Genomic DNA, 23158 nt, shown 5'->3' with positions numbered 1-23158 from the left:
GTACGCCCCTCTCAACGCCCCGTCAAGCACGAGTAAGCGCGGTGTTCCCGGAAAGGAAGGCATGGGGCGAAGGAGCCGAGATGGCGGATTTGAGAGACCTGGTCGGCAGGGTGACGGTGGTGGTCGCCACCAGGAACCGGCTCCGCGCGCTCCAGCGCTCGCTCCCCCACCATCCCAGCCCGGTGATCCTGGTCGACAACGGCTCCACGGACGGCACCGTCGGCTTCGTCCAGCGCCACTTCCCGCACGTGCGCGTCGTCGAGGCCGGCCGCAACCTGGGCGCGCCCGCCCGCAACCTGGGCGTCGAGCTGGCCGAGACGCCCTACGTGGCCTTCGCCGACGACGACTCCTGGTGGGCCGCCGGCGCGCTGGACCTGGCCGCCGACGTCCTCGACGCGCACCCACGGCTGGCCATGCTCGGCGCCCGCGTCCTCGTCGGGGCCGAGCAGCGGCTCGATCCGGTGAGCGAGGAGATGCGGCGCTCACCTCTCGGCGTACAGGACGACCTGCCGGGGCCCAGCGTGCTCGGCTTCCTGGCGTGCGGGGCGGTGGTGCGCAAGAAGGCGTTTCTGGAAGCGGGCGGATTCGACGAGGTGATCTTCTTCTTCGGCGAGGAGGAGCGCCTGGCCATGGACCTGGCCGCCCAGGGCTGGGGGCTCGCCTACGTCGACGCCGTGGTGGCGCACCACCATCCGTCGCCGCCCCGCGACCCCGCCGGACGGCAGGCGCTGGCGGTGCGCAACGCCGTGCTCACCGCCGTCCTGCGCCGCCCCTGGCGCGTGGTGGCCCTGCGCTCGCTCGGCGCCCTGCGCCGCGGCCCCCTGGGCTGGCGCGGACTGCGTACGACGCTGCCACGCCTGCCCCAGGCGCTGGCCCAGCGCCGGCAGCTCCCACCCGACGTCGAGCAGGCACGCCGCACCCTCGAACGCGGTTACGGTACGTGACCAAAAGGGTAGCAATGCGTCATGACTACTGCACCTAACCCCATTCAGCTACAGAAGCACCTCAAGGGTGTCGACTATCCCGCCAGCAAGTCCGACCTGGTGGCGACGGCCCGCGAGCAGGGCGCGGACCAGGACATCATCTCAGCGCTGGAGGCCATGCCCGACCGCGAGTACGACGGCCCGAACGCCGTCAGCCAGGCCGTCACCCAACGCTGACCCCACCACGGGAAGGGCCCGGCGCGGATCGGCACCGCGCCCTTCCGCGCTCCGGCGTCAGGGAAGCTGCCAGTCCCGTTCGCGCAGGGCCTGGGCGAGCACCGGGGCCGAGTCCGGCTGCACCGACAGCTCCGCGATGCCGAGCGGCAGGCCGGGCGCGTGCTCCAGGCGCACGTCCTCGACGTTGACGCCGACCTCGTCGCAGATCTGGAAGAGCCGGGCGAGCTGGCCCGGACGGTCGCCGATGACGACCTGGACGACGACGTAGGCGGGAGCCGGGCCGCCGTGCTTGCCCGGGATGCGGTCGTGGCCCGCGACGCCGCGCTTGAGCAACTGGGTGATCTCGCCGTGTGCCGTGCCGTCGCCGTCAGCCAGCGCGCGCAGCGCGGACGCGGCCTCGGCCAGGTCGTGGGAGACCGCCTCCAGCACCTCGGCGACCGGAGCGGCGTTGCCCGACAGGATGCCCAGCCACAGGCCGGGGTCGCCGCCCGCGATCCGGGTCACGTCGCGCACCCCCTGCCCCGCCAGGCCGAGCGCGACCTCGGTGGCGTCGGACAGGCGCGCCGCGACCGCCGCCGCGGCCACATGCGGAGCGTGCGAGACGACCGCCACCGCCCTGTCGTGATCGACGGCGTCCACCTCGACCGGGTTGGCGCCGCACAGCTCGATCAGCCGCAGCACGGCCGCCCTGGCCGCGCCGGACGCCTCGGCCGTCGGGCAGATCGCCCACGGCCGGCCCAGGAACAGGTCCGCGCGGCCCGCGCCGGGCCCGGACTTCTCCCGCCCGGCGAGGGGATGAGAAGCCACATAGCTGGTCAGATCGCAGCCGAGCCGGGCGGCGCACTCGATCGGCTCCGCCTTGACGCTCGCCACGTCGGTGTAGAACCGGGCGACGCCGCCCTTCTGCAGCGACAGCAGCTCGTCGGCGACCTGGCCCGGCGGCACCGCGATCACCGCGAGGTCGATCGCCTCCGCCCGCCGCTCGTCCGGCTGCCACTCCTCCCCCGCGCCCAGCTCGCGCGCCAGCCGGACGGCGCCCTGGTCACGGTCGGCGAGCAGCACCCGCACGCCCTTCTGACGCAGCGCCAGCGCCAGCGAGGTGCCGATGAGACCGGTGCCCACCACCAGAACGGTGCGGAGTTCGGAGGCCATGTCTTCGTCCCGGATGCTTGATTACTGAGCGATGTCCTGGCGCAGCGCGACGGCGCCACGCAGGTAGACGTGCTGGATGGCGGCGCGCGGCCGGTCGGTCTCCACATGCGCCATGAGCCGCACCACCCGGGGCAGCGCGCCGGGCACGTCGATCTCGGTGGTGCAGATCAGCGGCACATCGTGGAAGCCCAGCTTGCGCGCCGCCAGCGCGGGAAACTCCGCGGTCAGGTCGGGCGTCGCCGTGAACAGCACGCTGATCACGTCATCCGTGGTGAGCTCGTTGCGCGCCATGATCTGGGCGACCAGCTCGGTCGTCCCCTCGATGATCGAGTCGCGGTCGTCGGCACCCACCTGGATGGCCCCGCGGATCGCCCTCACCATGCGCTTCGCTCCTTCTATAAGCGGGAGAGCCCGTGCGGAGATACGCACGGGCTCCTGCGTTCTGGCCAGATTACAGCTTCACCGCCGCGTACAGTTCGCCCACTTCCTTCAGGCTCAGCGACCTGATGGTGCCGGGCTTGGTACGGCCCAGCTTGACGGGCCCGAACTCGATCCTGGCCAGGTCGATGATCCGGTGACCCGCCTCTTCGAGCATGCGCCGTACGACATGCTTGCGGCCCTCGTGCAGCACCACCTCGACCAGCGCCTGCTGGCCGTGCTCCTGCACGATCGCGAAGCTGTCGGCCTTGGCCAGGCCGTCCTCCAGCTCGATCCCCTGCTTGAGCCTGCGGCCCAGGTCGCGCGGGATCGGGCCGGGGACCTTGGCCCAGTATTTCTTCTGCACGCCATAGCTCGGGTGCGTCAGCCGGTTGGCCAGCTCACCGTCGTTGGTGAGCAGCAGCAGGCCCTCGGTCTCGGTGTCGAGCCGGCCCACGTGGAACAGCCGCGGCGCGAGCTCTTCCACATAGTCGGCCAGGCACGGCCGCCCCTGCGGGTCGTCCATGGTGGAGACCACGCCGATGGGCTTGTTCAGCGCGTAGTAGACCAGGTCGGGCGCGGTCGGGATGCGCTTGCCGTCCACGTGGATGATCTGCGTGGCCGGGTCCACCTTGGCCCCGAACCGCCGCACGACCTGCCCGTTCACGGTGACACGACCGTCACCGATCATCTCCTCGCAGGCACGCCGGCTGGCCACGCCCGCCTGGGCGAGCACCTTCTGCAGCCGGACGCCGCCCGGCACCTCGGTGGTGTCCCGCTCGTCGGTGTAGCCCGCGGGGAAGAGGGCGGGGTCACGCATCGGCTGACGCGCCGTCTTGAACCGGTCCCTGGGCGCCTGCGCCCGCCCGCCACGGCTGTCGCCGTAGCCGGCGCGCGGCGAGCCGCCGACCGTCTGCACGTCATCTCGTCTCGGGGTACGGCCACCGTCCCGGGTACGGCCGGCTCCCTCGTCACGCCTGCCGAACCTGGCGCGGGTCGTGCCTCCCTGGGAGGCGCCTTCCCTGCGCCCGCTGCGGTCGGCCTTGAACCCGCCACGGTTCTCGCGGTCACCACCGCCGCGCACCGGACGGGACCCGCCACGATCGTCCCGCGAGCCCGTACGGCCCTCGTCACGGCCGCCACGCGAGTCCGAGCGGAAGTCACCACGAGACGTCGAGCCCTCACCGGGTGCGGAGCTGTAGCCCTCACGGGAGCTGGAGCCCTCACGCTCGCGGTGAGCGGAACCCTCACGGGAGGTCGACCCGTAACCGTCCCGGGAGGCGGAACCAGAACCCTCGCGGGAACCGTAGCCCCCACGGGAGCCTGAACCCTCGCGGGAGCCGGATCCCTCGCGGGAACCGTAGCCGTCGCGGGAGGTAGAACCGGAGCGCTCGCGCGAGGTCGAGCCGTAGCCCTCACGAGATGCTGAGCCGTAGCCCTCGCGGGAGCTGGAGCCCGCACGGGAGCCAGAGCCCTCGCGGGAAGGGGAGCCATAGCTCTCGCGGCCGCCGGGGCGGGAGTCATAGCCGCGCTCGGACCTGCCGCCGGCGAAGCCCGTACGCTCGCGGCTGTCACGCCCCGGGGACCTGCCGTACCTGGCGCGGGCCCCGCCACGGTCGGCGCGGAGCGAGTCACGGCCGGATCCGGCTTCGCTCCTGGAGTCGCGGCCATAGCCACGACCGGCGTCGTCACGGCGGGGGCCGCCGCGAGAATCGGTGCGGGGCGCGCCACCGCGAGAATCGTCGCGGCGGAATCCACCACGGGAATCGTCGCGGCCACCCCGGTCATCGCGGTCGTCGCGGCGGAACCCACCGCGGTCGTCGCCACGGGAACTCCCCCGCGAACCGCCGCGGTCATCGTTGCGCGACGTCGTCCGCGAAGCGCCGTAGCCGCCGCGCGAGCCGCCACGGTCGTCGCGGGAACCGCCGCGCGGGCCGCCGAAGCCGCCGCCGCGCGAGTCACCGCCACGGGAGCCGCCGCGCGGGCCACCACGGCTGTCGCCACGGGAGTCATCGCGACGCGGGCCGCCGCGCGCGTCACCGCGTGAGTCGTCGCGGCGCGGGCCGCGTACCTCACCACGGGAATCGTCGCGGCGCGGGCCGCGTGCCTCACCGCGTGAGTCGTCACGGCGGGGAGCATGCGCGTCGCTGCGGGTGTCGTCTCGGTGGGAACCGCCGCGGTCGTCGCGGCGGGGACCGTCACGGAAGTCGTCGCGGCGGGGACCGCCGCGCGAGTCGTCCGAACGGAAGGCGGGACGTCCACCACGGCCTGCGCCGCCGGTGCGTCCACGACCGCGTCCATCACCGGACGGGGTGCTTCGCCTGTTGATCACTTTGTTGTCTCCTCGAGGTTTTCCACGTCGTCGGGGAGGAAGGGCGCGAGCTCAGGAAGCTCGCTCAGATCCTTCAGTCCCAGACGTTCAAGGAAGTATGAGCTTGTCCGGTAGAGCAATGCTTGGCTCTCCGGGTCGGAACCGGCCTCTTCGACCAGCCCCCTCGCGACGAGCGTCCGTATGACGCCATCGCTGTTGACACCGCGTACCGCGGCTACGCGAGCGCGGCTCACCGGTTGCCGGTAGGCCACGACCGCAAGTGTTTCCAGCGCGGCTTGGGTCAGCCGCGTCTGCTGGCCGTCACGGACGAACCGCTCGACCAGTTGCGCACAGTCGGCGCGCGTGTAGTAACGCCAGCCGCCTGCGACCTGTCTCAGATCGAAACCCCGTGCGGCGGCAGTGTATTCCTCGGACAGCTCCCGCAGGGCCGCCGCCACCTCCTGTGTGGGGCGCTCCAGCACCTGAGCGAGGGTGATTTCGGCGACGGGCTCGTCGACGACCAGCATGATGGCTTCGAGCGCCGCCTTGAGGCCAGGCCCTTCCACCTGCTCCTCAACGGACGCCGCCACAGCGGACGCGCCCGTTGCGCCGAACTCCACCGTCCCAGTACTCACCGCACCGGCGCCAGAAAAAGCCACCGGCGAATCCTCCCCCACACTCCCGGCACCCTCTGCGCGCCCGGCAGCCTCGGAACCCTCGGCGCTCCCGGCGCCCTCCGCGCGCCCGGCGCCCTCGGCAGTCCCGGCACCCGCAGCGCTCTCGGTGCCCCGTGCGGTGTCGATGCCCCGTGCGGTGTCGGTGCCGTCGGTGCCGGAAGGATCAGTGCCTGGGTCGGTGACGGCCGGGGTAAGGGCGGCATTGGCTCCAGCGGCATCAGGCCCAGCGCCGTCAAAACCAGCGCCGTCAAGACCAGCGGCATCCAGGTCAGCGGCATCTAGGTCAGCGCCGTCCGAACCAGTGGCGTCGAGGGCCTCAATTGAGTCAGAGGGCTTGGGGGTGGGGATTGGTTCGGGGTCGGGGGGTGGGGAGGCGAGGGAGCCTGGGAGGGTCATCCAGGCGGGGATCCGGTCCGTGTCGGGGGCCTCGTCGGGGTGGTCAGTCATCTGCAGGCTTCTCCGGACTCTCCTCGTAGTCGTCGCCCACCGAGACGTCACCGTCGTCGGCGCCTGTCCAGGTCACGTGCAGGTCGCCGAGTGGTTCGAGCTGGTCGAACGTGACGGCCGACTCCCGGAAGAGCTCCAGGACGGCCAGGAAGCGGGCGATGACCTCGTAGGTGCCCTCGCAGTCGGCGACCAGGGCCCGGAAGGTGGCCCTGCGCATCCGGCGCAGGCGCTGGATCAGGATAGCGGCTTGCTCGCGGACGCTGGCGAGCGGTTGGTAGATGTGGCCGACGTTGACGGTCGGGGGGAGCTTGGGGGTGAAGGCGCGGGCGGCGATCCTGGCGAGCTGTTCGGGGCCGATGCCGAGGATGAGCTCGGGCAGCAGGTCGGCGAACTGGGCCTCCAGGGGCGCGGTCCGGGGGAAGCGAAGAGCCTCGGAGGCCATCCGCCCGGCGAAGACCTTGGCCACCTCCTTGTAGGCCTTGTACTGCAGGAGGCGGGCGAACAGCAGGTCGCGGGCCTCCAGCAGGGCCAGGTCCTCCTCGTCCTCGACCTCGCCCGAGGGCAGCAGCCGGGCCGCCTTGAGGTCCAGGAGGGTGGCGGCGATCAGCAGGAAGTGGCTGGTCTGGTCGAGGTCCCACACCGGGCTGCGGGAGCGGATGTAGGCGATGAACTCGTCGGTGACCTGGGAGAGGGAGATCTCGGTGATGTCGAGCTTGTGCTTGGAGATCAGGCCCAGCAGCAGATCGAAGGGTCCCTCGAAGACGTCCAGGTGAACCTGGAAACCCTGAGGCTCGGTCTGCTGCTCGGTCACCTGGCCATTGTCGCAGCCGCGGGCCAGCGCGACAGCACTTCGCGCGCGAGCTCGCGGTAGGCGTTGGCGCCCAGGGACGACGGGTCGAAGGTGGTGATCGGCTCGCCGGCGACGGTGGCGTCGGGGAAGCGGACGGTCCGGTTGATCACCGTGTGGAAGACCTTGTCGCCGAACGCCTCGACGACGCGGGCGAGGACTTCGCGGCCGTGCAGGGTGCGGGCGTCGTACATGGTGGCGAGCAGACCCTCGATCTCAAGGTCCTCGTTGAGGCGCTCCTGGACCTTGGTGATGGTGTCCATGAGCAGCGCGACGCCGCGCAGAGCGAAGAACTCGCACTCCAGCGGCACCATGACGCCCTGCGCGCAGGTGAGGGCGTTGATGGTGAGCAGGCCGAGCGACGGCTGGCAGTCGATGAGGCACACGTCGTAGTGCGGCAGCAGCGGCTTGATGACGCGGCCGAGCACCTGCTCGCGGGCGACCTCGGTGACCAGCTGGACTTCGGCGGCCGACAGGTCGATGTTGCTGGGCAGCAGGTCGAGGCCCTCGACGCCGGTTTCGAGCAGCACGTCCTCGGCGGTGACGTTGCGCTCCATCAGCAGGTTGTAGACCGTGAGGTCGAGCTGGAGCGGGTTGATGCCGAGGCCGACGGACAGGGCGCCCTGCGGGTCGAAGTCGACGAGCAGCACCTTGAGGCCGTATTCGACGAGGGCGGCGCCGAGGTTGATGGTGGTGGTGGTCTTGCCGACCCCACCCTTCTGGTTGACCATGGCGACCACGCGCGCCGGGCCGTGCGTCACGGGCGCGACCGGCTCGGGGAACACCGGCCGGGGCCGCCGCGTGGGGCCCAGATTGACGCCGCTGGAAGGCGCGTTGGTCTTGGTGTCACCCCAGGGGTTGTCGGGGGTCCCCGGGGTCGAACCGTTGGTCTTCACAGTCACCAGCTCGAACCTCCCTGACGATCCCGAACCGGACCGTCCGGACGGACACTATGGCGTCACCACCAAACCCGGCAAGGCGGCACGCCGGAGTCACACGCGCAAAGGGGGCACGCCGGAGTGCCGCGTGACCCAGAAAACTATAGATCACTTCAGGGCACGGGGATGCGCCGCGGCGTAGACCTCGCGGAGCTTGTCGACGGTGACCAGGGTGTAGACCTGGGTGGTCGTCACCGAGGCGTGGCCGAGCAGCTCCTGGACCACCCTAACGTCGGCGCCGCCGTCGAGGAGGTGGGTTGCGAAGGAATGGCGGAGAACGTGCGGAGATATCCCGGCGAGTCCGGCTCGGTCGGCGGCGGACTGCAGCACCTCCCAGGCGCCCTGCCTGGTCAGCCGCCCGCCCCGGGCGTTGAGGAACACCGCGGGGGTGCCGCGGCCGTGGGCGAGCAGGCCGGGCCTGGCTCTGACCAGGTAGGCGTCGAGTGCCGAGCGGGCGTAGCGGCCGAGGGGGACCACTCTGGCCCGGCCGCCCTTGCCGCGCAGCAGCACCTGCTCGTGCTCCAGGTCGTCGACCGCCAGGCCGATGGCTTCGGAGATGCGGGCGCCGGTGCCGTACAGGACTTCGAGCAGGGCGCGGTTGCGGAGGGTGAGGGGCGCGCCGTCGGGGCCGGAGGCGGCGATGAGCCGCTCGACCTCGTCGACGGCGACGGCCTTGGGGAGCCTGCGGAGCTGGCGCGGCGGTCGTACGGCGCGGGCGGGGTCGTGCTGGGTGGCCCCCTCGCGCAGCGCGAAGCGGTGCAGGCCGCGGACGGCGGAGACGGCGCGGGCGGCCGAGCCGGCCACGAGGGCGGGATGTTCGCCGTCGCCTTCGCGCAGCGCGACGAGGAAGGCCCGCACGTCGGCCTCCCCCACCTCGTCGAGGCGGAGGCGGCCGCGGGCCCGCAGGTGCTCCAGATAGCGGCGCAGGTCACGACGGTAGGACGCGAGCGTGTTGGCAGCCAGGCCCCGCTCCACCGCCAGATGGGCGAGGTAGCTGGAGAGCACCGCCTCCACGGCTCTGGTCCTTCCGTCAGGCCTCGGGTGCGTCGGCGGGGCGCATCAGGCCGAACCCCTCAACCGAAGCCGCGTACGCGGCGAGGATACCGGCCACCGCCGGGGAATTGTGGATCATTCCCATGAGGGCTTTCTCGACGGCGTCGGCCAGCGGCACCCATTCGACCGGCATGCCGATCTCCTCGTGCCGGTGGACGAAGCCGTTCTCCTCCTCGGGGATCTTCGTCAGGTCGCGGGCCAGGAAGACGCGGATGCGCTCGTCGGACATGCCGGGCGAGGTGTAGAGGTCGACCAGGGTGTGCCAGGTGCGGGCGCGGTAGCCGGCCTCCTCGGCGAGCTCCCTGGCGGCCCCGGTGACCAGCGATTCGCCTTCTACGTCGCGCAGTCCGGCGGGCAGCTCCCACAGCAGGTGGCGCGTCGGGTGGCGGTACTGCCGGATGAGCAGGACCCGGTCGTTGTCGTCGAGCGCCACCACGGCGACGGAGCCGGGATGGATCACGTAGTCGCGGTCGGCGTCCTCGTCGCCGGGCATCCGCACGGTGTCGGTGACGACGTCTATGACGTACCCGCTGAAGCGCCGCTTGGACTCCACGACGTCCCACGCCTCGGGCGTGTCCTCGATCTTCACTTGGTCACCTTGTCTGCGAAGCGGCTGTCGGCGTAGACGAGGGCGGCGGTGATGAGCCCCTTGAACATCGGGTTGGCCCGGGTCGGCCGGGAGCGGAACTCGGGGTGCGCCTGGGTGCCGATGAAGAACGGGTGCGTCTCGGGGGGCAGCTCGGTGTACTCGACCAGGCGGCCGTCGGGCGAGAGCCCGGAGAAGACCAGCCCGACCTTCTCCAGCTTGGCGCGGTAGGCGTTGTTGACTTCGTAGCGGTGACGGTGGCGCTCGTCGACCTTGGCCTTGCCGCCGTAGAGCTTGCGGGCCAGCGTGCCGTCGCCGAGCTTGGCGGTGTAGCTGCCCAGGCGCATGGTGCCGCCCATGTCGCGCTCGCCGGCGACGACGTCCTCCTGGTCGGCCATGGTGGAGATGACGGCGTGCTTGGTGTCGGGGTCGAACTCAGCGGAGTTGGCCTCGGTGATGCCGGCCATGTTGCGGGCCGCCTCGATGACCATGCCCTGCATGCCGAGGCAGATGCCGAGCAGCGGGATCTTGTGCTCCCTGGCGTGCCGGATGGCGCCGATCTTGCCCTCGATGCCGCGCACGCCGAACCCGCCGGGGATCAGCACGCCGTCGACGCCGTCGAGCTCGCGCTCGGCGCCTTCGGGGCTCTCGCAGTCGTCGCTCTTGACCCAGCGGATGTTGACGCGGGCGTCGTTGGCGAAGCCACCGGCGCGCAGCGCCTCGGTGACCGACAGGTAGGCGTCCGGCAGGTCGATGTACTTGCCGACCAGGGCGATGGTGACCTCCTTGGCCGGGCGGTGCACGCGGCGCAGGAGCTCCTCCCACTCCTTCCAGTCGACGTCCCGGAACGGCAGGCCGAGCCGGCGTACGACGTAGGCGTCGAGGCCCTCGGAGTGCAGCACCTTGGGGATGTCGTAGATGGAGGCGGCGTCGACGCAGCTGACCACGGCGTCCTCGTCCACGTCGCACATCAGGCTGATCTTGCGCTTGATCGCCACCTGCACGGGCCGGTCGGAGCGCAGCACGATGGCGTCGGGCTGGATGCCGATGCTGCGCAGCGCGGCCACGCTGTGCTGGGTGGGCTTGGTCTTGAGCTCGCCGGAGGGGCCGATGTAGGGCAGCAGGGAGACGTGCAGGAAGAAGACGTTGTCGCGGCCGACCTCGTGCCTGATCTGCCGCACCGCCTCCAGGAACGGCAGCGACTCGATGTCGCCGACCGTGCCGCCCACCTCGGTGATCACCACGTCCACCTCGGGGCCCGCCATGCCACGGATGCGGTCCTTGATCTCGTTGGTGATGTGCGGGATGACCTGGACGGTGTCGCCGAGGTATTCGCCGCGCCGCTCCTTGGCGATCACGTTGGAGTAGACCTGGCCCGTGGTCACGTTGGCCGAGCCGTGCAGGTGGGTGTCGAGGAAGCGCTCGTAGTGGCCGACGTCGAGGTCCGTCTCGGCGCCATCGTCGGTGACGAAGACCTCGCCGTGCTGGAACGGGTTCATGGTGCCGGGGTCGACGTTGAGGTAGGGGTCCAGTTTCTGCATCGTGACGCGCAGTCCGCGTCCCTTGAGCAGGCGGCCGAGGCTGGATGCCGTGAGCCCCTTGCCGAGACTGGAGGCGACACCGCCGGTGACGAACAGATGCTTGGTTTGCGATGCGCTGCGCAAGGAGGCTCCCGTGGCTCGAGGTGTGGTCAAGTGTCCACGGGCTCTCAGGATATCAAACAACGTCCCCGACATGCCCGAACAGGGCGACCTAGCGGTAACTTTGGTCCTTATGTCACTTGTACGGCGGGCGGTGGGCACGCTCATCCACCGTGCCTACGCGGCGATCCGCAGCGCGGGCGCCATCACCCCGGCCTCTCCGGGAGGTCACGCGTTCCGCCGCCTGGGTGACGGCGCGAAGATCGCTTTCCCACCGGGGGCGATCTTCGGCGAGCAGTGGATCGAGATCGGTGACCACACCCTGATCGGTGAGCGCGTGTCGCTGTCGTGCGGCATGTGGCCGGGCGCCGACCTGGGCCCGGACTCGATCCTGCGGATCGGCCCGAGCTGCTCGATCGGCCGCGGCTCGCACATCGTCGCCCACCAGTCGATCGACATCGGCGCCGACGTCTTCACCGGCCCGTACGTCTACATCACCGACCAGAACCACGTCTACGACGACCCCGAGACGCCGATCGGCAGGCAGTGGCCGCGCAACAGCCCGGTCTCGATCGGCTCGGGGTCCTGGCTCGGCACGGGCGCGATCATCCTGCCGGGGACCAGGCTGGGCCGCCAGTGCGTGGTGGCGGGCGGCGCGGTGGTGCGCGGCGAGTTCCCCGACCACAGCGTGGTGGCGGGCGTGCCGGCCAAGCTGGTACGCAGCTACGACGCGGACTTAGGCTGGCACGCGAACGACCGCTTGGTCACCACCTGGACCGAGCATGCTTCTGGCGGTTAGCGTCAGATCATGCGGACCGCTATCTGCGAACGCCTCGGCGTCGAATTCCCCCTGTTCGCCTTCAGCCACTGCCGCGACGTGGTGGCCGCGGTCACCAACGCGGGCGGTTTCGGCGTGCTCGGCGCGATCGCGTACACACCCGAGCAGCTCGACACCGAGCTCACCTGGATCGACGAGCAGGTGGGCGGCCGACCGTACGGCGTGGACGTGCTCGTGCCCGGCAAGGTCGACGCGTCCGCGCTGGACGGGGGCGCGCGGCTGGCCGAGTCCATCCCCGAACGGCACCGCGACTTCGTCACCCACCTGCTGTCGAAGTACGGCGTGAGCGGCCCGGCGCCGGTGGCCCGCGCCTCGGCGGACGAGCTCGGCAGGCGGGTGACCGCGGCGGGCGCGACCGGGCTGGTCGAGGTGGCGCTCAAGCACCCGATCGGGCTGATCGCCAGCGCGCTGGGGCCGCCGCCGCCGGAGATGGTGGCCGGCGCGCGGGCGGCAGGGGTGCCGGTCGCGGCGCTGGTCGGCACCGTGGAGCACGCGCGCAGGCAGGTGGCGGCGGGCGCCGACCTGATCGTCGCGCAGGGCACCGAGGCGGGCGGCCACACCGGCGAGATCTCCACGATGGTGCTGGTGCCGCAGGTGGTCGACGCCGTGGCGCCGGTTCCGGTGCTGGCGGCGGGCGGCATCGCCTCGGGGCGGCAGATGGCCGCGGCCATGGCGCTCGGGGCGCAGGGCGTGTGGTGCGGCTCGGTCTGGCTGACCACCGAGGAGGCCGAGACCGCGCCCGCGGTGAAGCGGAAGCTGCTGGCCGCCTCCTCACTCGACACGGTCCGGTCCCGCTCCCGTACCGGCAAACCGGCCCGGCAGCTCAGGTCCGCCTGGACCGAGGAGTGGGACGCCGGCCAGGAGAGCCCGGGACCGCTCGGCATGCCGCTGCAGATGCTGGTGGCCGAGACCGCCATGCAGCGCATCGGCCAGGCCGCCGAGCGGGGCGAGCCCGGCGCGGTGGAGCTGGCCAACTACTTCGTCGGGCAGGTCGTGGGCCAGCTCGACCGGGTCAGGCCGGCCCGCGAGGTGGTCTACGAGATGGTGAGCGAGTTCGGTGACGCGGTGGAGCGGCTGGCCCGGCTCTCCCGGTGACGGACCGCCTCGGGGCCTTACCGGAGCTGCTGCGCGGCACCGGGGTCCCGGCGCACGTGCAGATCGAGCGGTGGCTGCTGGAGTCGATCGCGGGCGGCGAGATGGAGCCCGGCGACCGGCTGCCCGGCGAGCGGGCGCTGGCCGCGCGGCTCGGCGTGAGCCGGATGACGCTCCGGCAGGCGCTGGCCACGCTGGAGCGTGACGGCGTGCTGGTGCGGGTGCCCGGCCGGCGCGGCGGCGCGTTCGTGACCGAGCCGCGCATCGAGTGCGACCTGACGGGGCTGGCCGGGTTCACCGAGCAGATGCGGCGCGCGCACCTGCGGGCCGAGGCGCGGATCCTGGTGGCCGCCACCGTGCCCGCCTCCCCCGCCGTGGCCGCCGCGCTGGAGGTACCGCCCGGCGAGCCCGTGCACGAGGTGGCGCGGGTGCGCTCGGCCGGGCAGACACCGGTGGCGCTCGAACGGTCCTTCTTCCCCGCCCTGCCGGGCTTCCTGGCGCAGGATCTCGGCGGGTCGCTGTACGCGCTGCTCGCCGGGCGCTACGACCTGGCGCCACGCACCGCGCTGGAGCACCTGGACCCGGTCATCGCCGCGCCCGCCGAGGCGGCCGAGCTCGGCATCGAGCCGGGCACGCCGCTCATGCTGATCGAGCGGACCGCCTACGCCGAGGACGGCGTCCCGGTGGAGTACGCGCGCGACCTGTTCCGCCCCGACCGGGTGCGCGTCTCGGTGCGCAGCGGGGTCAGCGCAGCCGCTCCCCCGCCGGGTCGTACAGCGGATCACTGACCACGCTCCCGGCCACCCAGGCGCCTTCCACCTCGACCTCCACCTTGGTGCCGGGCTCGGCCTCCAGGTAGGCGTAGGCGATGGACGACGCCACCGTGTGGCCGTAGCCGCCGGAGGTCACGCGGGCCACCACCTGCCCGTCGATCCGTACCGGCTCGTTGCCGAGGGCGACGGCCGCGGGGTCGCCGAGCGTGAGGCAGCGCAGCCTGCGCGCCGGGTGCGGGTCCAGCGCGTCCTTGCCGAGGAAGTCCTTGTCCCGCTTGACGCAGAAGCCCAGCCCGGCTTCGTACGGGGTCGTCTCCGGGCCGAGGTCGGCGCCCCAGACGCGGTAGCCCTTCTCCAGGCGCAGGCTGTCGATGGCCTTGTAGCCCCCGGCCAGCATCCCCTGCGGCTCGCCCGCCCGCCACAGCGCCTGCCAGAGCGCCAGGCCGTACTCGCTGGAGCAGTAGAGCTCCCAGCCGAGCTCGCCCACGAACGTCACGCGCAGCGCCAGCACCGGCACGTCGCCGACGGTGAGCTCCCGTGAGGTCAGGAACGGGAACTCCAGCGGGTCGGGGGTGAGGGTGGACAGGATGTCGCGGGCGCGTGGCCCCCACAGGCCGAAGCAGGCGTACTGGCCGGTCACGTCCGCGACGCGCACGTCGGCGCCGCGCAGCCGGGCCTGCTTGCGCAGCCAGCCCAGGTCGTGCGAGCCGAAGGCGGTGCCGGTGACGATGAGGAACTCCCGCTCGGCCCGCCTGGTGACGGTGAAGTCGCACTCGATGCCGCCCCGGCGGTTGAGCGCCTGGGTGTAGGTGACCGCGCCGACCTCGCGGGCCACCCGGTTGTCGCAGACCCATTCCAGCAGCGACGCCGCGTCCGGGCCGGTGACCTCGATCTTGGCGAACGAGCTCTCGTCGAACAGGCCCGCCGCCGAGCGGGTGGCCCGGTGCTCGGCTGCGATCGCGGGTGAGAAGTTGCGCCCGGCCCAGCCTCTCGGCCGCTGCCCGTCCGCGCCCTCGGCGTTGCGCTCGTAGTGGTTGACCCGTTCCCAGCCCGCCTTCTCGCCGAAGACCGCGCCGTGCGCGGCGTGCCAGCCGTAGACCGGGGAGACCCGGAGCGGGCGGCCCGCCGAGCGCTCGTCGCCCGGGTAGCGGATGTCGTAGTAGGTCTCGTAGTTCTCCACGGCGCGGGCCAGCGTGTAGGACGGCGAGCGGTACTGGCGGCCGAAGCGGCGGATGTCCATGTGCCAGACGTCCATGCTGGGCTCGCCCTCGACGATCCACTCGGCCATGACCTTGCCGATGCCGCCCGCCCCGGCGATGCCGTGCGCGCAGAACCCGGCCGCCACGTAGAAGCCGCCGACCTCGGTCTCGCCCAGGCAGAACTCGTTGTCCGGGGTGAACGCCTCCGGCCCGTTGATCAGCTTGCGGATGCCGACGTCGCCCATGGCGGGCACCCGGATCCGGGAGTTGTCGGAGATCTCCTCCAGGCGCGGCCAGTCCTCGGCGAGGAGGCGGCCGTTGAAGTCGGCGGGGATCGCGTCATAGGTGGTCCGATCGGCCGTCCACGGCGCGCAGGTGCGTTCGTAGCCGCCCATGACCAGCCCGCTCACCTCCTGCCGGTAGTAGACGAGCAGGTCGGGGTCGCGCAGCGTCGGCAGCCCGGTGTGCTCGTGGAAGCCCTCGGTGACCACGTACTGGTGCGACATCGGCACGATCGGGATCCGCACGCCGGCCATCCGGCCGAGCTCGGCGGCGAACATGCCGCCGCAGTTGACGACGATCTCGCAGTCGATGTCGCCCTGGTCGGTGCGGACCCTCGTCACCCTGCCGCCGGTCACGTCGAGGCCGAGCACGCGGGTACGGGTGCGGATCCGGGCGCCGCCCTGCCTGGCCTTGGCGGCCAGCTCGTAGCACAGCCGGGAGGGGTCGATCTGGCCGTCGGTGGGCAGGTAGGCGGCGCCGACGACGCCCTCGGGGTTCATCAGCGGGAACAGCTCGACGGCCTCGGCGACGGAGATCTCCTCCAGCGGCAGGCCGAACGTGCGCGCCCAGCCGATCTGACGGCGGATCTCGGCCATCCGCTCGGGGGTGGAGGCGAGCTTGATGCCGCCGCACTCGGTCCAGCCCGCGTCCAGCGTCCGGTAGAGCTCGACGGAGTATTGGTTCATCCTGGTCAGCGTGGGGTCGGCGCGGAGCTGGCCGACCAGCCCCGCGGAGTGGAAGGTCGAGCCGCTGGTGAGCTCGTCACGCTCCAGCAGGACCACGTCCCGCTCGCCGAGCTGCGTCAGGTGGTAGGCGACGGAGGCGCCGCCCACGCCGCCTCCGATGATCACGATGCGCGCCGAGTCGCTCATGCTGGCGAGGCTAATCGCCGCATGATCAAAGGTCTAGACCGTTCGGCGGGGTGGCGCTTAGCATCGACCATGGCCATGCCCGAGGTCCTCGACCGCATTCCCCTGCTGTCCGGTGTGCCCCGCTCCGTGGAGGAGCTGCCCGGCGGGATGACCAATCGCAACTACAAGGTCACCACACCCGGCGGGGTCTATGTGGCGCGGGTGTGGGCGAGCGACGGCTCGCTGCTCGCCATCGACAGGGACGCCGAGCACGCCGCCTCGATCGCCGCCGCGCGGGTGGGGGTGGGAGCGCCGGTGCACGCCTATCTGCCGGCCGAGGGCGTGCTCGTGGTGGGGTTCATTCCTGGGCGTACGTTCACCGAGGCCGATCTGCGGGAGCCGGCCAACCTGCCTCGGGTGGCGCGGGCCTGCCGGCAGTTGCACGCGGGGCCCCGGTGTGTCCGTGACTTCGACATGTTCGACATTCAGCGGCGTTATCTGGCGATCGTGCGGGAGCGGGGGTTCCGGCTGCCCGCCCGGTATCTGGACTTCATGCCTCAGGTGGCGCAACTGGAGAAATGTCTGGAAATACAGGCAGAAGGCACCGTTCCGTGTAACAACGACCTGCTGCCGGGCAACATCATCGACGACGGCGACCGGCTCTGGCTGATCGACTACGAGTACGCGGGCAACAACGACCCCTGCTTCGAGCTGGGCAACGCCTGGAGCGAGTCGGACCTGCCGCTCGACCACCTCGACGAGCTCGTCACCGCCTACTACGGCCGCCGCCTGCGCAACAAGATCGCCCGAGCGCGGCTGCTCGGCCTGATGTCGAAGTACGGCTGGACCCTGTGGGCCTCCATCCAGGACGGCGCCAACGACACCATCGACTTCGACTTCTGGGGCTGGGGCATGGAGAAGTACGAGCGGGCGGTGGCCGAGTTCGACGGACCGGACCTCGCGCGCCTCATGGACGAGGCGGCGCGGGCAGACTAGAGCCATGTTCGCCGCACTCACAGGGCTGGGCCTGTCCACCGCCGCCGGCCTGAACGCCTACATCCCCCTGCTGGTCGTCGGCGTGCTGGCGAACCTCACCGACGCGGTGAAACTGCCGGACGGCTACGACTGGCTGTCCAACTGGGGCGTGCTGGCTGTCATCGCGGTGCTGCTGGTGGCGGAGATGGTGCTGGACAAGGTGCCGGTCGTCGACAGCGTCAACGACGCGATCCAGACGGTGGTGCGCCCGGCCTCGGGCGGCGTGGTCTTCAGCGCCACCAACGCCGCCGCCGAGCTCGACGGCTCCACCTGGATGACGGCGAACCCCTGGGCGAGCTGGCTGCTGGGCATCGTGGTGGCGCTGGCCGTACACGCGCTGAAGTCGGCGACCCGGCCGGTGATCAACGCGGGCACCGCGGGGGTGGGCGCACCGGTCGCGAGCACCGCCGAGGACGCCGGCGCGCTGGGCATGAGCCTGATCGCGGTGTTCATGCCGCTGCTGGTCATCGTGGTGTTGGCGCTGCTCGCGCTGGCGGCCTGGTGGGCGATCAGGAGAGTACGCCGCTTCCGGGCGAGAAAACAGAGTCGCCCGGCGGGCTGACCCGCATCCGCCTCCAGGGTGATTCGCCGGCGCCCCTGACGTCCGTACCGTGAGGTCGAGGCGGATCACCGCCCGCACGAGCCGTCCGGGCCATCGTGGTCCCCGCCCGGCGCCCGGACGTACCTGGGGCCCGGCAGCACGTCCCGCTGCCGGGCCCCGGATCGAAGGCCACCCGCCCAGGAACCCCACGTCGCACCCGCTCGTTGCATCCGACGAGTGCGGCCTGAGGAGATATCCTCAAGGCGAGAACTCAACAGGAGGTGGCCACGATCAGCGAAATCATCCTCATCGTGCTGGTGATCCTGGCATTCCTCCTACTGGTGGCCGGAGTCGGCATCTACTTCCTGGTCAAAGTAGGCAGGAAGGCCGCGGTCAAGGCCAGGCAGGCCACGACCAGACTCACCACGCACGTCAACGCGATGGGCACCGGCGACGCCGCCGAGGTGGAGCGCCTCCGCCTCGACCTGCGGCGCGAGGTCTCCCTCACCCGCCAGGCCGTGGAGCAGGCCCAGCAGCAGGGCTGGGGCCTCGGCGACCTGCCGGTCCTGCTGGCGGACCTGACCGCCCAGGCCGACGTCCACGACAGCCAGCTCGGCATGTACGCCCAGCAGCGCCGCGTTTCCCCCTACGTCGACCACACCACCCTCGACCGGCTGCGCCAGCACCAGGCCAAGCTGACGGCCATGTGCGCCCGCATCCGCGCCGACCTCCTCAGCGACCAGGTCCAGCACACCGCCACCGGCATCAACGACCTGCACTCGCGCACCGACCTGGAGATCGAGGCCCGCCGCCGCGCCCCCGACCCCCTGGACGAGATCGACGACCTCTACCGCCGCACCATGCAGGACCGCCGAGACCCCTCCTGAGCCTCCGCCCGACGCCTCCCGACGTTGAGGACTGCCTTCCCTGAAGACCTCCTCCTCCTCCGCCGGGGCGCTGGTCCCGGACGGGCATCGGTTTCCCGGTCAGGCGCTGGGGCCACCCCGCCACTCGCGGTGAACGAATTCGGCGTACTCCGCCGCCGTGCCTCCCTTGTCGAGGACCGCGCGGGCCGCCTGCGCCTGTGCGGTGCCGGGGAGATGCCCGTCGAGCAGGATCGGGAGCGAGAGCCTGCGGCCCAGCACCTCCTTCGCCGAGATCCCGTACGGCCTGCGTACCACTGACACGTTGACCCGCAGCGCATGCTCGTTGCCGGGCGGCACGCCGGGACGGTCGACCTCGATGGCGGCGTACCGGTACCCATGGGCCCGGTCACAAGCGGAACAGCCGGCGGGCCCCCGGCTCAGCGCGCCCCCGCACTCCGCGCACGTCAGCCGATCGTAGGCGGCGTCGACGAACCGCCAGGGATGCCGATCGACCTCGTCGACCACCATCTCGGCGATCCTTGGCTCGCCGGGTGTCCCTGACACAAATCCCAGTCAGCCAACTCACCCACCATCGCACCTGTGCTACGGTTTTCCCAAGTCAGTCAACTAACTAAGGAATCGGCATGATCGTTGTAACGGGAGCGACCGGAAACGTCGGACGCACGCTGGTCCGGCTGCTCACCCAGGCCGGCGAGCCGGTGACGGCCGTTTCACGGAAGATCACCACTGCCGACGTGCCGCAGGAAGCGCGGGCCGTCGCCGCGGACCTGGCCGACCCGGCAAGCATGCTGCCCGCCCTCGCCGGCGCCGACGCGATGTTCCTGCTGATCTCCGGCGACTTCGTGGCCGTGGCCGACAACCCCAGCGACATCATCAGCACCACCCTCGGCAACGCCAAATCCAGCGGAATCACCCGAATCGTGTTGCTGTCCTCCCAAGGCGTGGCAACCCGCCCCGAGTCCCCCTCGCACGGCAAAATGGGCCAGTCCATCGAAGACGCCGTCCAGCGCTCCGGCATGGACTGGACGATCCTGCGCCCCGGCGGCTTCCACTCCAACGCCTACGCCTGGGCCGAGCCCGTCCGTACCCAGCGGACCATCGCCGCCCCCTTCAGCGACGTCGGCCTCCCGACCGTCGACCCGGACGACATCGCCGAAGTCGCCGCCGTGGCCCTGCGCGAGAACGGCCACACCGGCCGGACTTACGTCCTGACGGGCCCCGCCCTCACCACCCCCCGCGAACGAGCCGCGGCGATCGGCGACGCACTCGGCGAGCCGATCCGCTTCATCGAGCAGACCCACGACGAGGCCCGCACCCAAATGCTTCAGTTCATGCCCGAACCCATCGCCGACACCACCCTGGCCATCATCGGCACCCCCACCCCGGCCGAGCAGCGCATCAGCCCCGACATCGAACGCCTCCTCGGCCGCACCGCCACCCCCTTCACCCACTGGGCCCACCGCAACGCCCCGGCCTTCCGCTGACCGAACCCCCCACCGCCCGGTCGCCGACGAGGCACGGCTTCGGCGCAACGGAGCATCCTTTCCAGAAGGCTCCAAAAATCAACTCAATGCAGGTTTCCCGCCCATCTTGGCTCCCCCTTAATGCTTTGCCCGTAGATGGCCCGCCCTGAGATGCTCGGCCGAGCAGGGACGGAGAGGAACCCGCAGAGTGGCCATCACCGCATCCAGCAAGCCATCCAAGTCCGAGCCGGAAGTCCGCACAGCGGCCGGCGTCCTCCGCGGCGTCCGGGAGGCGGCCTTCCGGGGCGACCGCGAGCCGGACTCAGCGGACCTATCGGCCTTCCTCGGCGGCCGGGAAGCGGGCTTGGCGGTCTTCCGGGGCATCCCGTTCGCCGAGACGCCAGTCGGGGCGCTTCGTTTCGCCGCGCCGCAGCCGGTGCGCGGCTGGGACGGGGTTCGCCCGGCGGTCGTGTACGGCCCGCCGCCCCCGCAGTCCGGCGTGTTCGGGACGGCTCAAGACACGACCTGCAGCGACGACTGGTTGACGGTCAACGTCTGGACACCGGAACCGGACCCGGCGGCGGGGCTCCCGGTGATGGTGTGGATCCCCGGCGGCGGCTACGCCATGGGCGACTCCAGCCTCCCGGAGTACGACGCCGGACACCTGGCCGGGAGCGGAGCCGTGGTCGTGACCCTCAACTACCGTCTCGGTATCGAGGGTTTCGCGCAGATCGACGGAGCCCCGGCCAACCGGGGACTGCTCGACCAGGTCGCGGCCCTGCAGTGGGTACGGCAGAACATCCGGATGTTCGGCGGCGACCCGGACCGGGTCACGATCTTCGGGCAGTCGGCGGGCGGCGGATCGGTCGCCGCGCTGCTCGCCATGCCGCGCGCCGCCGGGCTCTTCCGCCGGGCGGTCGCGCAGAGCGTGCCGGGGACGTTCTTCTCCCCCGAACTGGCCGCCGACATCGCCGCAGCCTGCGCCGCCGAGCTCGGGGTACGGCCCACGGTGTCCGGCCTGTCGGCGGTGGCCCCGGCCCGGCTGCCCGACGCGGGCGACGCGATCTTCGCCGAGATGGTCCAGCGGCGGGAGCGCTGGGGGCAGATCACCCACCGGCCGATCCCGTTCGCACCGGTTGTCGACGGTGACGTCCTGCCGTCGACCCCTTGGCAGGCGCTGGCCGACGGCGCCGCCCGGGACGTCGAACTCCTCGTCGGCCACACGCGTGACGAGCATCGGTTGTTCAGCCTGATCGACGGCGTGCTCGGCCAGGTCACACCCGAGCAGACCGAGACCGCCCTGCGCATGCTCGCCCCCGGCCCGGACGGTGCGCGCCGCTACCGGGAGGCGTTCCCGGCCGCGACCGATGAGGAACTGTACGAGCTGGTCAACGCGGACTGGTTGTTCCGCATGCCGAGCCTCCACCTCGCCGACGCGCAGCTCGCCGGGGGCGGCCAGGCCCACCTCTACGAACTGACCTGGCCCGCCCCAGGTTTGGACGGCGCCCTCGGCGCCTGCCACGGCCTGGACGTGCCGCTCGTCTTCGGCAACCTGAGCAGCGGCCGGCCCGCCATGCTGATCGGCGACCCGCCCTCCCCCGCGGCGAAGAGCCTGTCCGCGCAGATCCGCAGTGCGTGGACGGCGTTCGCCGCACACGGCGACCCGGGCTGGCCTCCGTACGACACCACCCACCGCCTCGCACAGCTCTTCGACACACCGTCAACGGTCACCCGCTACCCAGAAGAGACCTCGCGACTGCTGTGGCAGAACCACACCTTCCCAGCACTCCCGCTGCTCACATGACACGCTGAGGAGATCGAGCGGATCAGCCGAGGCGTGCTGCCCAGACGGTGCGCTCGGTGCGTACCGAGAGGTCGTCGCGGCGCAGGATGCTGTGCGGGCCGTCCGTGTCGAGCAGCCGGTCGAGCGCGGCGAGGTCCGCGGCGGGAAGCGCTTGTGCGGCGGCACCGCGGATGCGTAGCAGGCTGCTGAGCGCGTAGCGGCCGACGGCCTCGCTGCGCGAGCCCTCGATGTTCACGGCGATGGTGCGCTCGCCTTCGAGGGCGAATCCGGCGGCGGTCAGCATCGGCCCCCAGTCGGCGCCGCGATGCGGCAGGTGCGCGGCGTGGAGGTGTTCGGTCGCGGCGTGGCAGCGGTCTTCCAAGCCGGGCCGGTCCTCTGGGGCATTCTCGGGCAGGAAGCGGGGAAATCCGGCCAACTCGACGACGGCGAACAGCCCGCCGGGCGCGAGCATCCGGTGGACGTTACGCAGCACGCGGTCAGGATCGGCCATATGGTGCATCGAGGCCGAGGCCCAGACCAGGTCCGGCGTGCCGAGGTCGGGCCAGTCGGCGGCGTCGAGGTCGGCCTGGACGGTGCGTACGCGGTCATCCACCTTCTGGGCGCACGCTTTCTTCCGCAGGCGCTGCAAATGTCCGGGCGAGGCATCGACGGCCAGGACGTGCGTCTCGGGGAAGCGGTCAAGGAGAGCGAAGGTGCCTGCTCCGGTGCCGGAACCCAGGTCCACGATATGGCGCGGGCTGCTCTTCAGGGGCAGCCAGGCGATGATGGAGTCGATGTGCTCGCTCAGGACCTCCGCGTCCAGGTCGAGGATCTCCGCCTGATCGGCGTCGTCCTGCTGGTGATGCCTGTGCTGCGCGCCGTGGTCGGTAGTGTGCGGGTGTACGTGGGTCATGCCGCCACCCTAAGGCGACTTTGCTTACATGGCATGACGTCTCCCGTTATACGCAAGATGTTGCCGCCTAACGGTGCCCCACACGCAAGACGCCCCCGTACGGCGGGCGCGTTGGCGGCGCGGGCGGCCAGCTCTTCCAGGGACCAGCCCTGTGCGACCCGCAGAGCCCGGATGTATTTGCGTACGAGGCTGTCAACGTCACCGATTTATTGCTCCATAGGCAACATCATATGCCTTTGGTGCAAGACGGACCTAACGTCGTACACAGAAGTA

Annotated in this window: 22 protein-coding genes; 10 read left to right on the top strand and 12 right to left on the bottom strand. The window is 71.3% G+C overall.

Annotated elements, in window-relative coordinates; genetic code table 11:
* Nucleotides 1–80: 80 nt before the first annotated feature.
* Both OHA68_RS31150 and OHA68_RS31145 read left to right on the top strand, forming a co-directional pair.
* Complete coding sequence (locus OHA68_RS31150) at nt 81–944, top strand: glycosyltransferase family 2 protein (RefSeq protein WP_327103411.1); 864 nt, start codon at nt 81–83, stop codon at nt 942–944.
* Between the two features lie 21 nt (nt 945–965).
* Entirely contained in the window at nt 966–1160 is a 195-nt protein-coding gene (locus tag OHA68_RS31145; RefSeq protein WP_327103410.1) for a DUF2795 domain-containing protein, read from the top strand.
* 57 nt (nt 1161–1217) lie between these two features.
* On the opposite strand, the gene OHA68_RS31140 is transcribed toward OHA68_RS31145, so the two are convergent.
* From OHA68_RS31140 to OHA68_RS31100, 9 genes are all read right to left on the bottom strand, one after another.
* Nucleotides 1218–2312: a prephenate dehydrogenase gene (locus OHA68_RS31140; protein ID WP_189140066.1), complete on the bottom strand. Its 1095-nt coding sequence runs from the start codon at nt 2310–2312 to the stop codon at nt 1218–1220.
* A gap of 21 nt (nt 2313–2333) precedes the next feature.
* Nucleotides 2334–2693: a chorismate mutase gene (gene aroH / locus OHA68_RS31135; protein ID WP_327103409.1), complete on the bottom strand. Its 360-nt coding sequence runs from the start codon at nt 2691–2693 to the stop codon at nt 2334–2336.
* A 70-nt stretch (nt 2694–2763) separates the two neighbouring features.
* The gene (locus OHA68_RS31130) at nt 2764–5061 is read right to left on the bottom strand and encodes a pseudouridine synthase (RefSeq protein WP_327103408.1); all 2298 of its coding nucleotides are present in this window, start codon (nt 5059–5061) and stop codon (nt 2764–2766) included.
* A complete protein-coding gene (gene scpB, locus OHA68_RS31125) occupies nt 5058–5630 on the bottom strand; it encodes an SMC-Scp complex subunit ScpB (protein WP_327109580.1) in 573 nt (190 codons plus the stop codon). The genes OHA68_RS31130 and scpB overlap by 4 nt, the downstream gene beginning before the upstream one ends.
* A gap of 526 nt (nt 5631–6156) precedes the next feature.
* On the bottom strand, nt 6157–6975 hold the full coding sequence (locus tag OHA68_RS31120; RefSeq protein ID WP_327103407.1) for a segregation and condensation protein A: 819 nt from the start codon (nt 6973–6975) through the stop codon (nt 6157–6159).
* Nucleotides 6972–7913: a ParA family protein gene (locus tag OHA68_RS31115; protein ID WP_189140062.1), complete on the bottom strand. Its 942-nt coding sequence runs from the start codon at nt 7911–7913 to the stop codon at nt 6972–6974. Before OHA68_RS31115 ends, OHA68_RS31120 begins: the two co-directional genes overlap by 4 nt.
* A gap of 144 nt (nt 7914–8057) precedes the next feature.
* Nucleotides 8058–8963, bottom strand: coding sequence for a site-specific tyrosine recombinase XerD (locus OHA68_RS31110; RefSeq protein ID WP_189140061.1), 906 nt, complete (start codon nt 8961–8963; stop codon nt 8058–8060).
* 16 nt (nt 8964–8979) lie between these two features.
* Complete coding sequence (locus tag OHA68_RS31105; protein ID WP_327103406.1) at nt 8980–9591, bottom strand: NUDIX hydrolase; 612 nt, start codon at nt 9589–9591, stop codon at nt 8980–8982.
* Nucleotides 9588–11252 carry a CTP synthase gene (locus tag OHA68_RS31100; protein ID WP_189140059.1) on the bottom strand — a complete coding sequence of 555 codons (1665 nt, stop codon included), beginning with the start codon at nt 11250–11252 and terminating at the stop codon, nt 9588–9590. The genes OHA68_RS31105 and OHA68_RS31100 overlap by 4 nt, the downstream gene beginning before the upstream one ends.
* A 109-nt stretch (nt 11253–11361) precedes the next feature.
* Here OHA68_RS31100 and OHA68_RS31095 point away from each other — a divergent pair, with 109 nt between their 5' ends.
* From OHA68_RS31095 to OHA68_RS31085, 3 genes are read left to right on the top strand one after another with little or no spacing between them, the layout of a single operon-like run.
* The gene (locus OHA68_RS31095; protein ID WP_327103405.1) at nt 11362–12027 is read left to right on the top strand and encodes an acyltransferase; all 666 of its coding nucleotides are present in this window, start codon (nt 11362–11364) and stop codon (nt 12025–12027) included.
* 9 nt (nt 12028–12036) lie between these two features.
* Nucleotides 12037–13161, top strand: a complete 1125-nt coding sequence (locus OHA68_RS31090; protein WP_189140057.1) for an NAD(P)H-dependent flavin oxidoreductase — start codon at nt 12037–12039, stop codon at nt 13159–13161.
* Nucleotides 13158–13946: a GntR family transcriptional regulator gene (locus OHA68_RS31085; protein ID WP_327103404.1), complete on the top strand. Its 789-nt coding sequence runs from the start codon at nt 13158–13160 to the stop codon at nt 13944–13946. The genes OHA68_RS31090 and OHA68_RS31085 overlap by 4 nt, the downstream gene beginning before the upstream one ends.
* Here OHA68_RS31085 and OHA68_RS31080 read toward each other — a convergent pair.
* Complete coding sequence (locus OHA68_RS31080; protein WP_327103403.1) at nt 13903–16284, bottom strand: GcvT family protein; 2382 nt, start codon at nt 16282–16284, stop codon at nt 13903–13905. The two genes, OHA68_RS31085 and OHA68_RS31080, sit on opposite strands and share 44 nt — an antisense overlap.
* 69 nt (nt 16285–16353) lie before the next feature.
* Here OHA68_RS31080 and OHA68_RS31075 point away from each other — a divergent pair, with 69 nt between their 5' ends.
* The 3 genes from OHA68_RS31075 (at nt 16354) to OHA68_RS31065 (ending at nt 18726) form a co-directional block, all read left to right on the top strand.
* On the top strand, nt 16354–17259 hold the full coding sequence (locus tag OHA68_RS31075; protein WP_327103402.1) for a phosphotransferase: 906 nt from the start codon (nt 16354–16356) through the stop codon (nt 17257–17259).
* A 4-nt stretch (nt 17260–17263) separates the two neighbouring features.
* Nucleotides 17264–17860, top strand: a complete 597-nt coding sequence (locus tag OHA68_RS31070) for a DUF4126 domain-containing protein (protein WP_189140053.1) — start codon at nt 17264–17266, stop codon at nt 17858–17860.
* A gap of 260 nt (nt 17861–18120) precedes the next feature.
* On the top strand, nt 18121–18726 hold the full coding sequence (locus tag OHA68_RS31065) for a hypothetical protein (RefSeq protein WP_189140052.1): 606 nt from the start codon (nt 18121–18123) through the stop codon (nt 18724–18726).
* Nucleotides 18727–18825: 99 nt separating this feature from the next.
* Here OHA68_RS31065 and OHA68_RS31060 read toward each other — a convergent pair whose 3' ends face one another.
* Nucleotides 18826–19233, bottom strand: coding sequence for a hypothetical protein (locus OHA68_RS31060; RefSeq protein ID WP_327103401.1), 408 nt, complete (start codon nt 19231–19233; stop codon nt 18826–18828).
* A 116-nt stretch (nt 19234–19349) separates the two neighbouring features.
* Between OHA68_RS31060 and OHA68_RS31055 the strand changes: the two genes are divergently transcribed.
* Both OHA68_RS31055 and OHA68_RS31050 read left to right on the top strand, forming a co-directional pair.
* Nucleotides 19350–20210 (top strand): SDR family oxidoreductase, encoded by an 861-nt coding sequence (locus OHA68_RS31055; RefSeq protein ID WP_327103400.1) that lies wholly within the window; start codon nt 19350–19352, stop codon nt 20208–20210.
* A 187-nt stretch (nt 20211–20397) separates the two neighbouring features.
* Entirely contained in the window at nt 20398–21993 is a 1596-nt protein-coding gene (locus OHA68_RS31050) for a carboxylesterase/lipase family protein (RefSeq protein ID WP_327103399.1), read from the top strand.
* Nucleotides 21994–22015: 22 nt separating this feature from the next.
* On the opposite strand, the gene OHA68_RS31045 is transcribed toward OHA68_RS31050, so the two are convergent.
* Complete coding sequence (locus tag OHA68_RS31045; protein WP_327103398.1) at nt 22016–22885, bottom strand: class I SAM-dependent methyltransferase; 870 nt, start codon at nt 22883–22885, stop codon at nt 22016–22018.
* Nucleotides 22886–23158: the final 273 nt, after the last annotated feature.

The sequence above is a fragment of the Nonomuraea glycinis genome (genome assembly GCF_035920485.1).
GTDB lineage: Bacteria > Actinomycetota > Actinomycetes > Streptosporangiales > Streptosporangiaceae > Nonomuraea > Nonomuraea glycinis.
Note: the sequence above shows the minus strand (reverse complement) of the source record. Positions and strands in the feature narration are given on the sequence as shown.

Coding starts and splice junctions, on each gene's coding strand:
- OHA68_RS31150 (WP_327103411.1), top strand. CDS start 81: ATGGCGGATTTGAGAGACCTGGTCGGCAGGGTGACGGTGGTGGTCGCC.
- OHA68_RS31145 (WP_327103410.1), top strand. CDS start 966: ATGACTACTGCACCTAACCCCATTCAGCTACAGAAGCACCTCAAGGGT.
- OHA68_RS31140 (WP_189140066.1), bottom strand. CDS start 2,312: ATGGCCTCCGAACTCCGCACCGTTCTGGTGGTGGGCACCGGTCTCATC.
- aroH (WP_327103409.1), bottom strand. CDS start 2,693: ATGGTGAGGGCGATCCGCGGGGCCATCCAGGTGGGTGCCGACGACCGC.
- OHA68_RS31095 (WP_327103405.1), top strand. CDS start 11,362: ATGTCACTTGTACGGCGGGCGGTGGGCACGCTCATCCACCGTGCCTAC.
- OHA68_RS31090 (WP_189140057.1), top strand. CDS start 12,037: ATGCGGACCGCTATCTGCGAACGCCTCGGCGTCGAATTCCCCCTGTTC.
- OHA68_RS31080 (WP_327103403.1), bottom strand. CDS start 16,284: ATGAGCGACTCGGCGCGCATCGTGATCATCGGAGGCGGCGTGGGCGGC.
- OHA68_RS31075 (WP_327103402.1), top strand. CDS start 16,354: ATGGCCATGCCCGAGGTCCTCGACCGCATTCCCCTGCTGTCCGGTGTG.
- OHA68_RS31070 (WP_189140053.1), top strand. CDS start 17,264: ATGTTCGCCGCACTCACAGGGCTGGGCCTGTCCACCGCCGCCGGCCTG.
- OHA68_RS31060 (WP_327103401.1), bottom strand. CDS start 19,233: ATGGTGGTCGACGAGGTCGATCGGCATCCCTGGCGGTTCGTCGACGCC.
- OHA68_RS31055 (WP_327103400.1), top strand. CDS start 19,350: ATGATCGTTGTAACGGGAGCGACCGGAAACGTCGGACGCACGCTGGTC.
- OHA68_RS31045 (WP_327103398.1), bottom strand. CDS start 22,885: ATGACCCACGTACACCCGCACACTACCGACCACGGCGCGCAGCACAGG.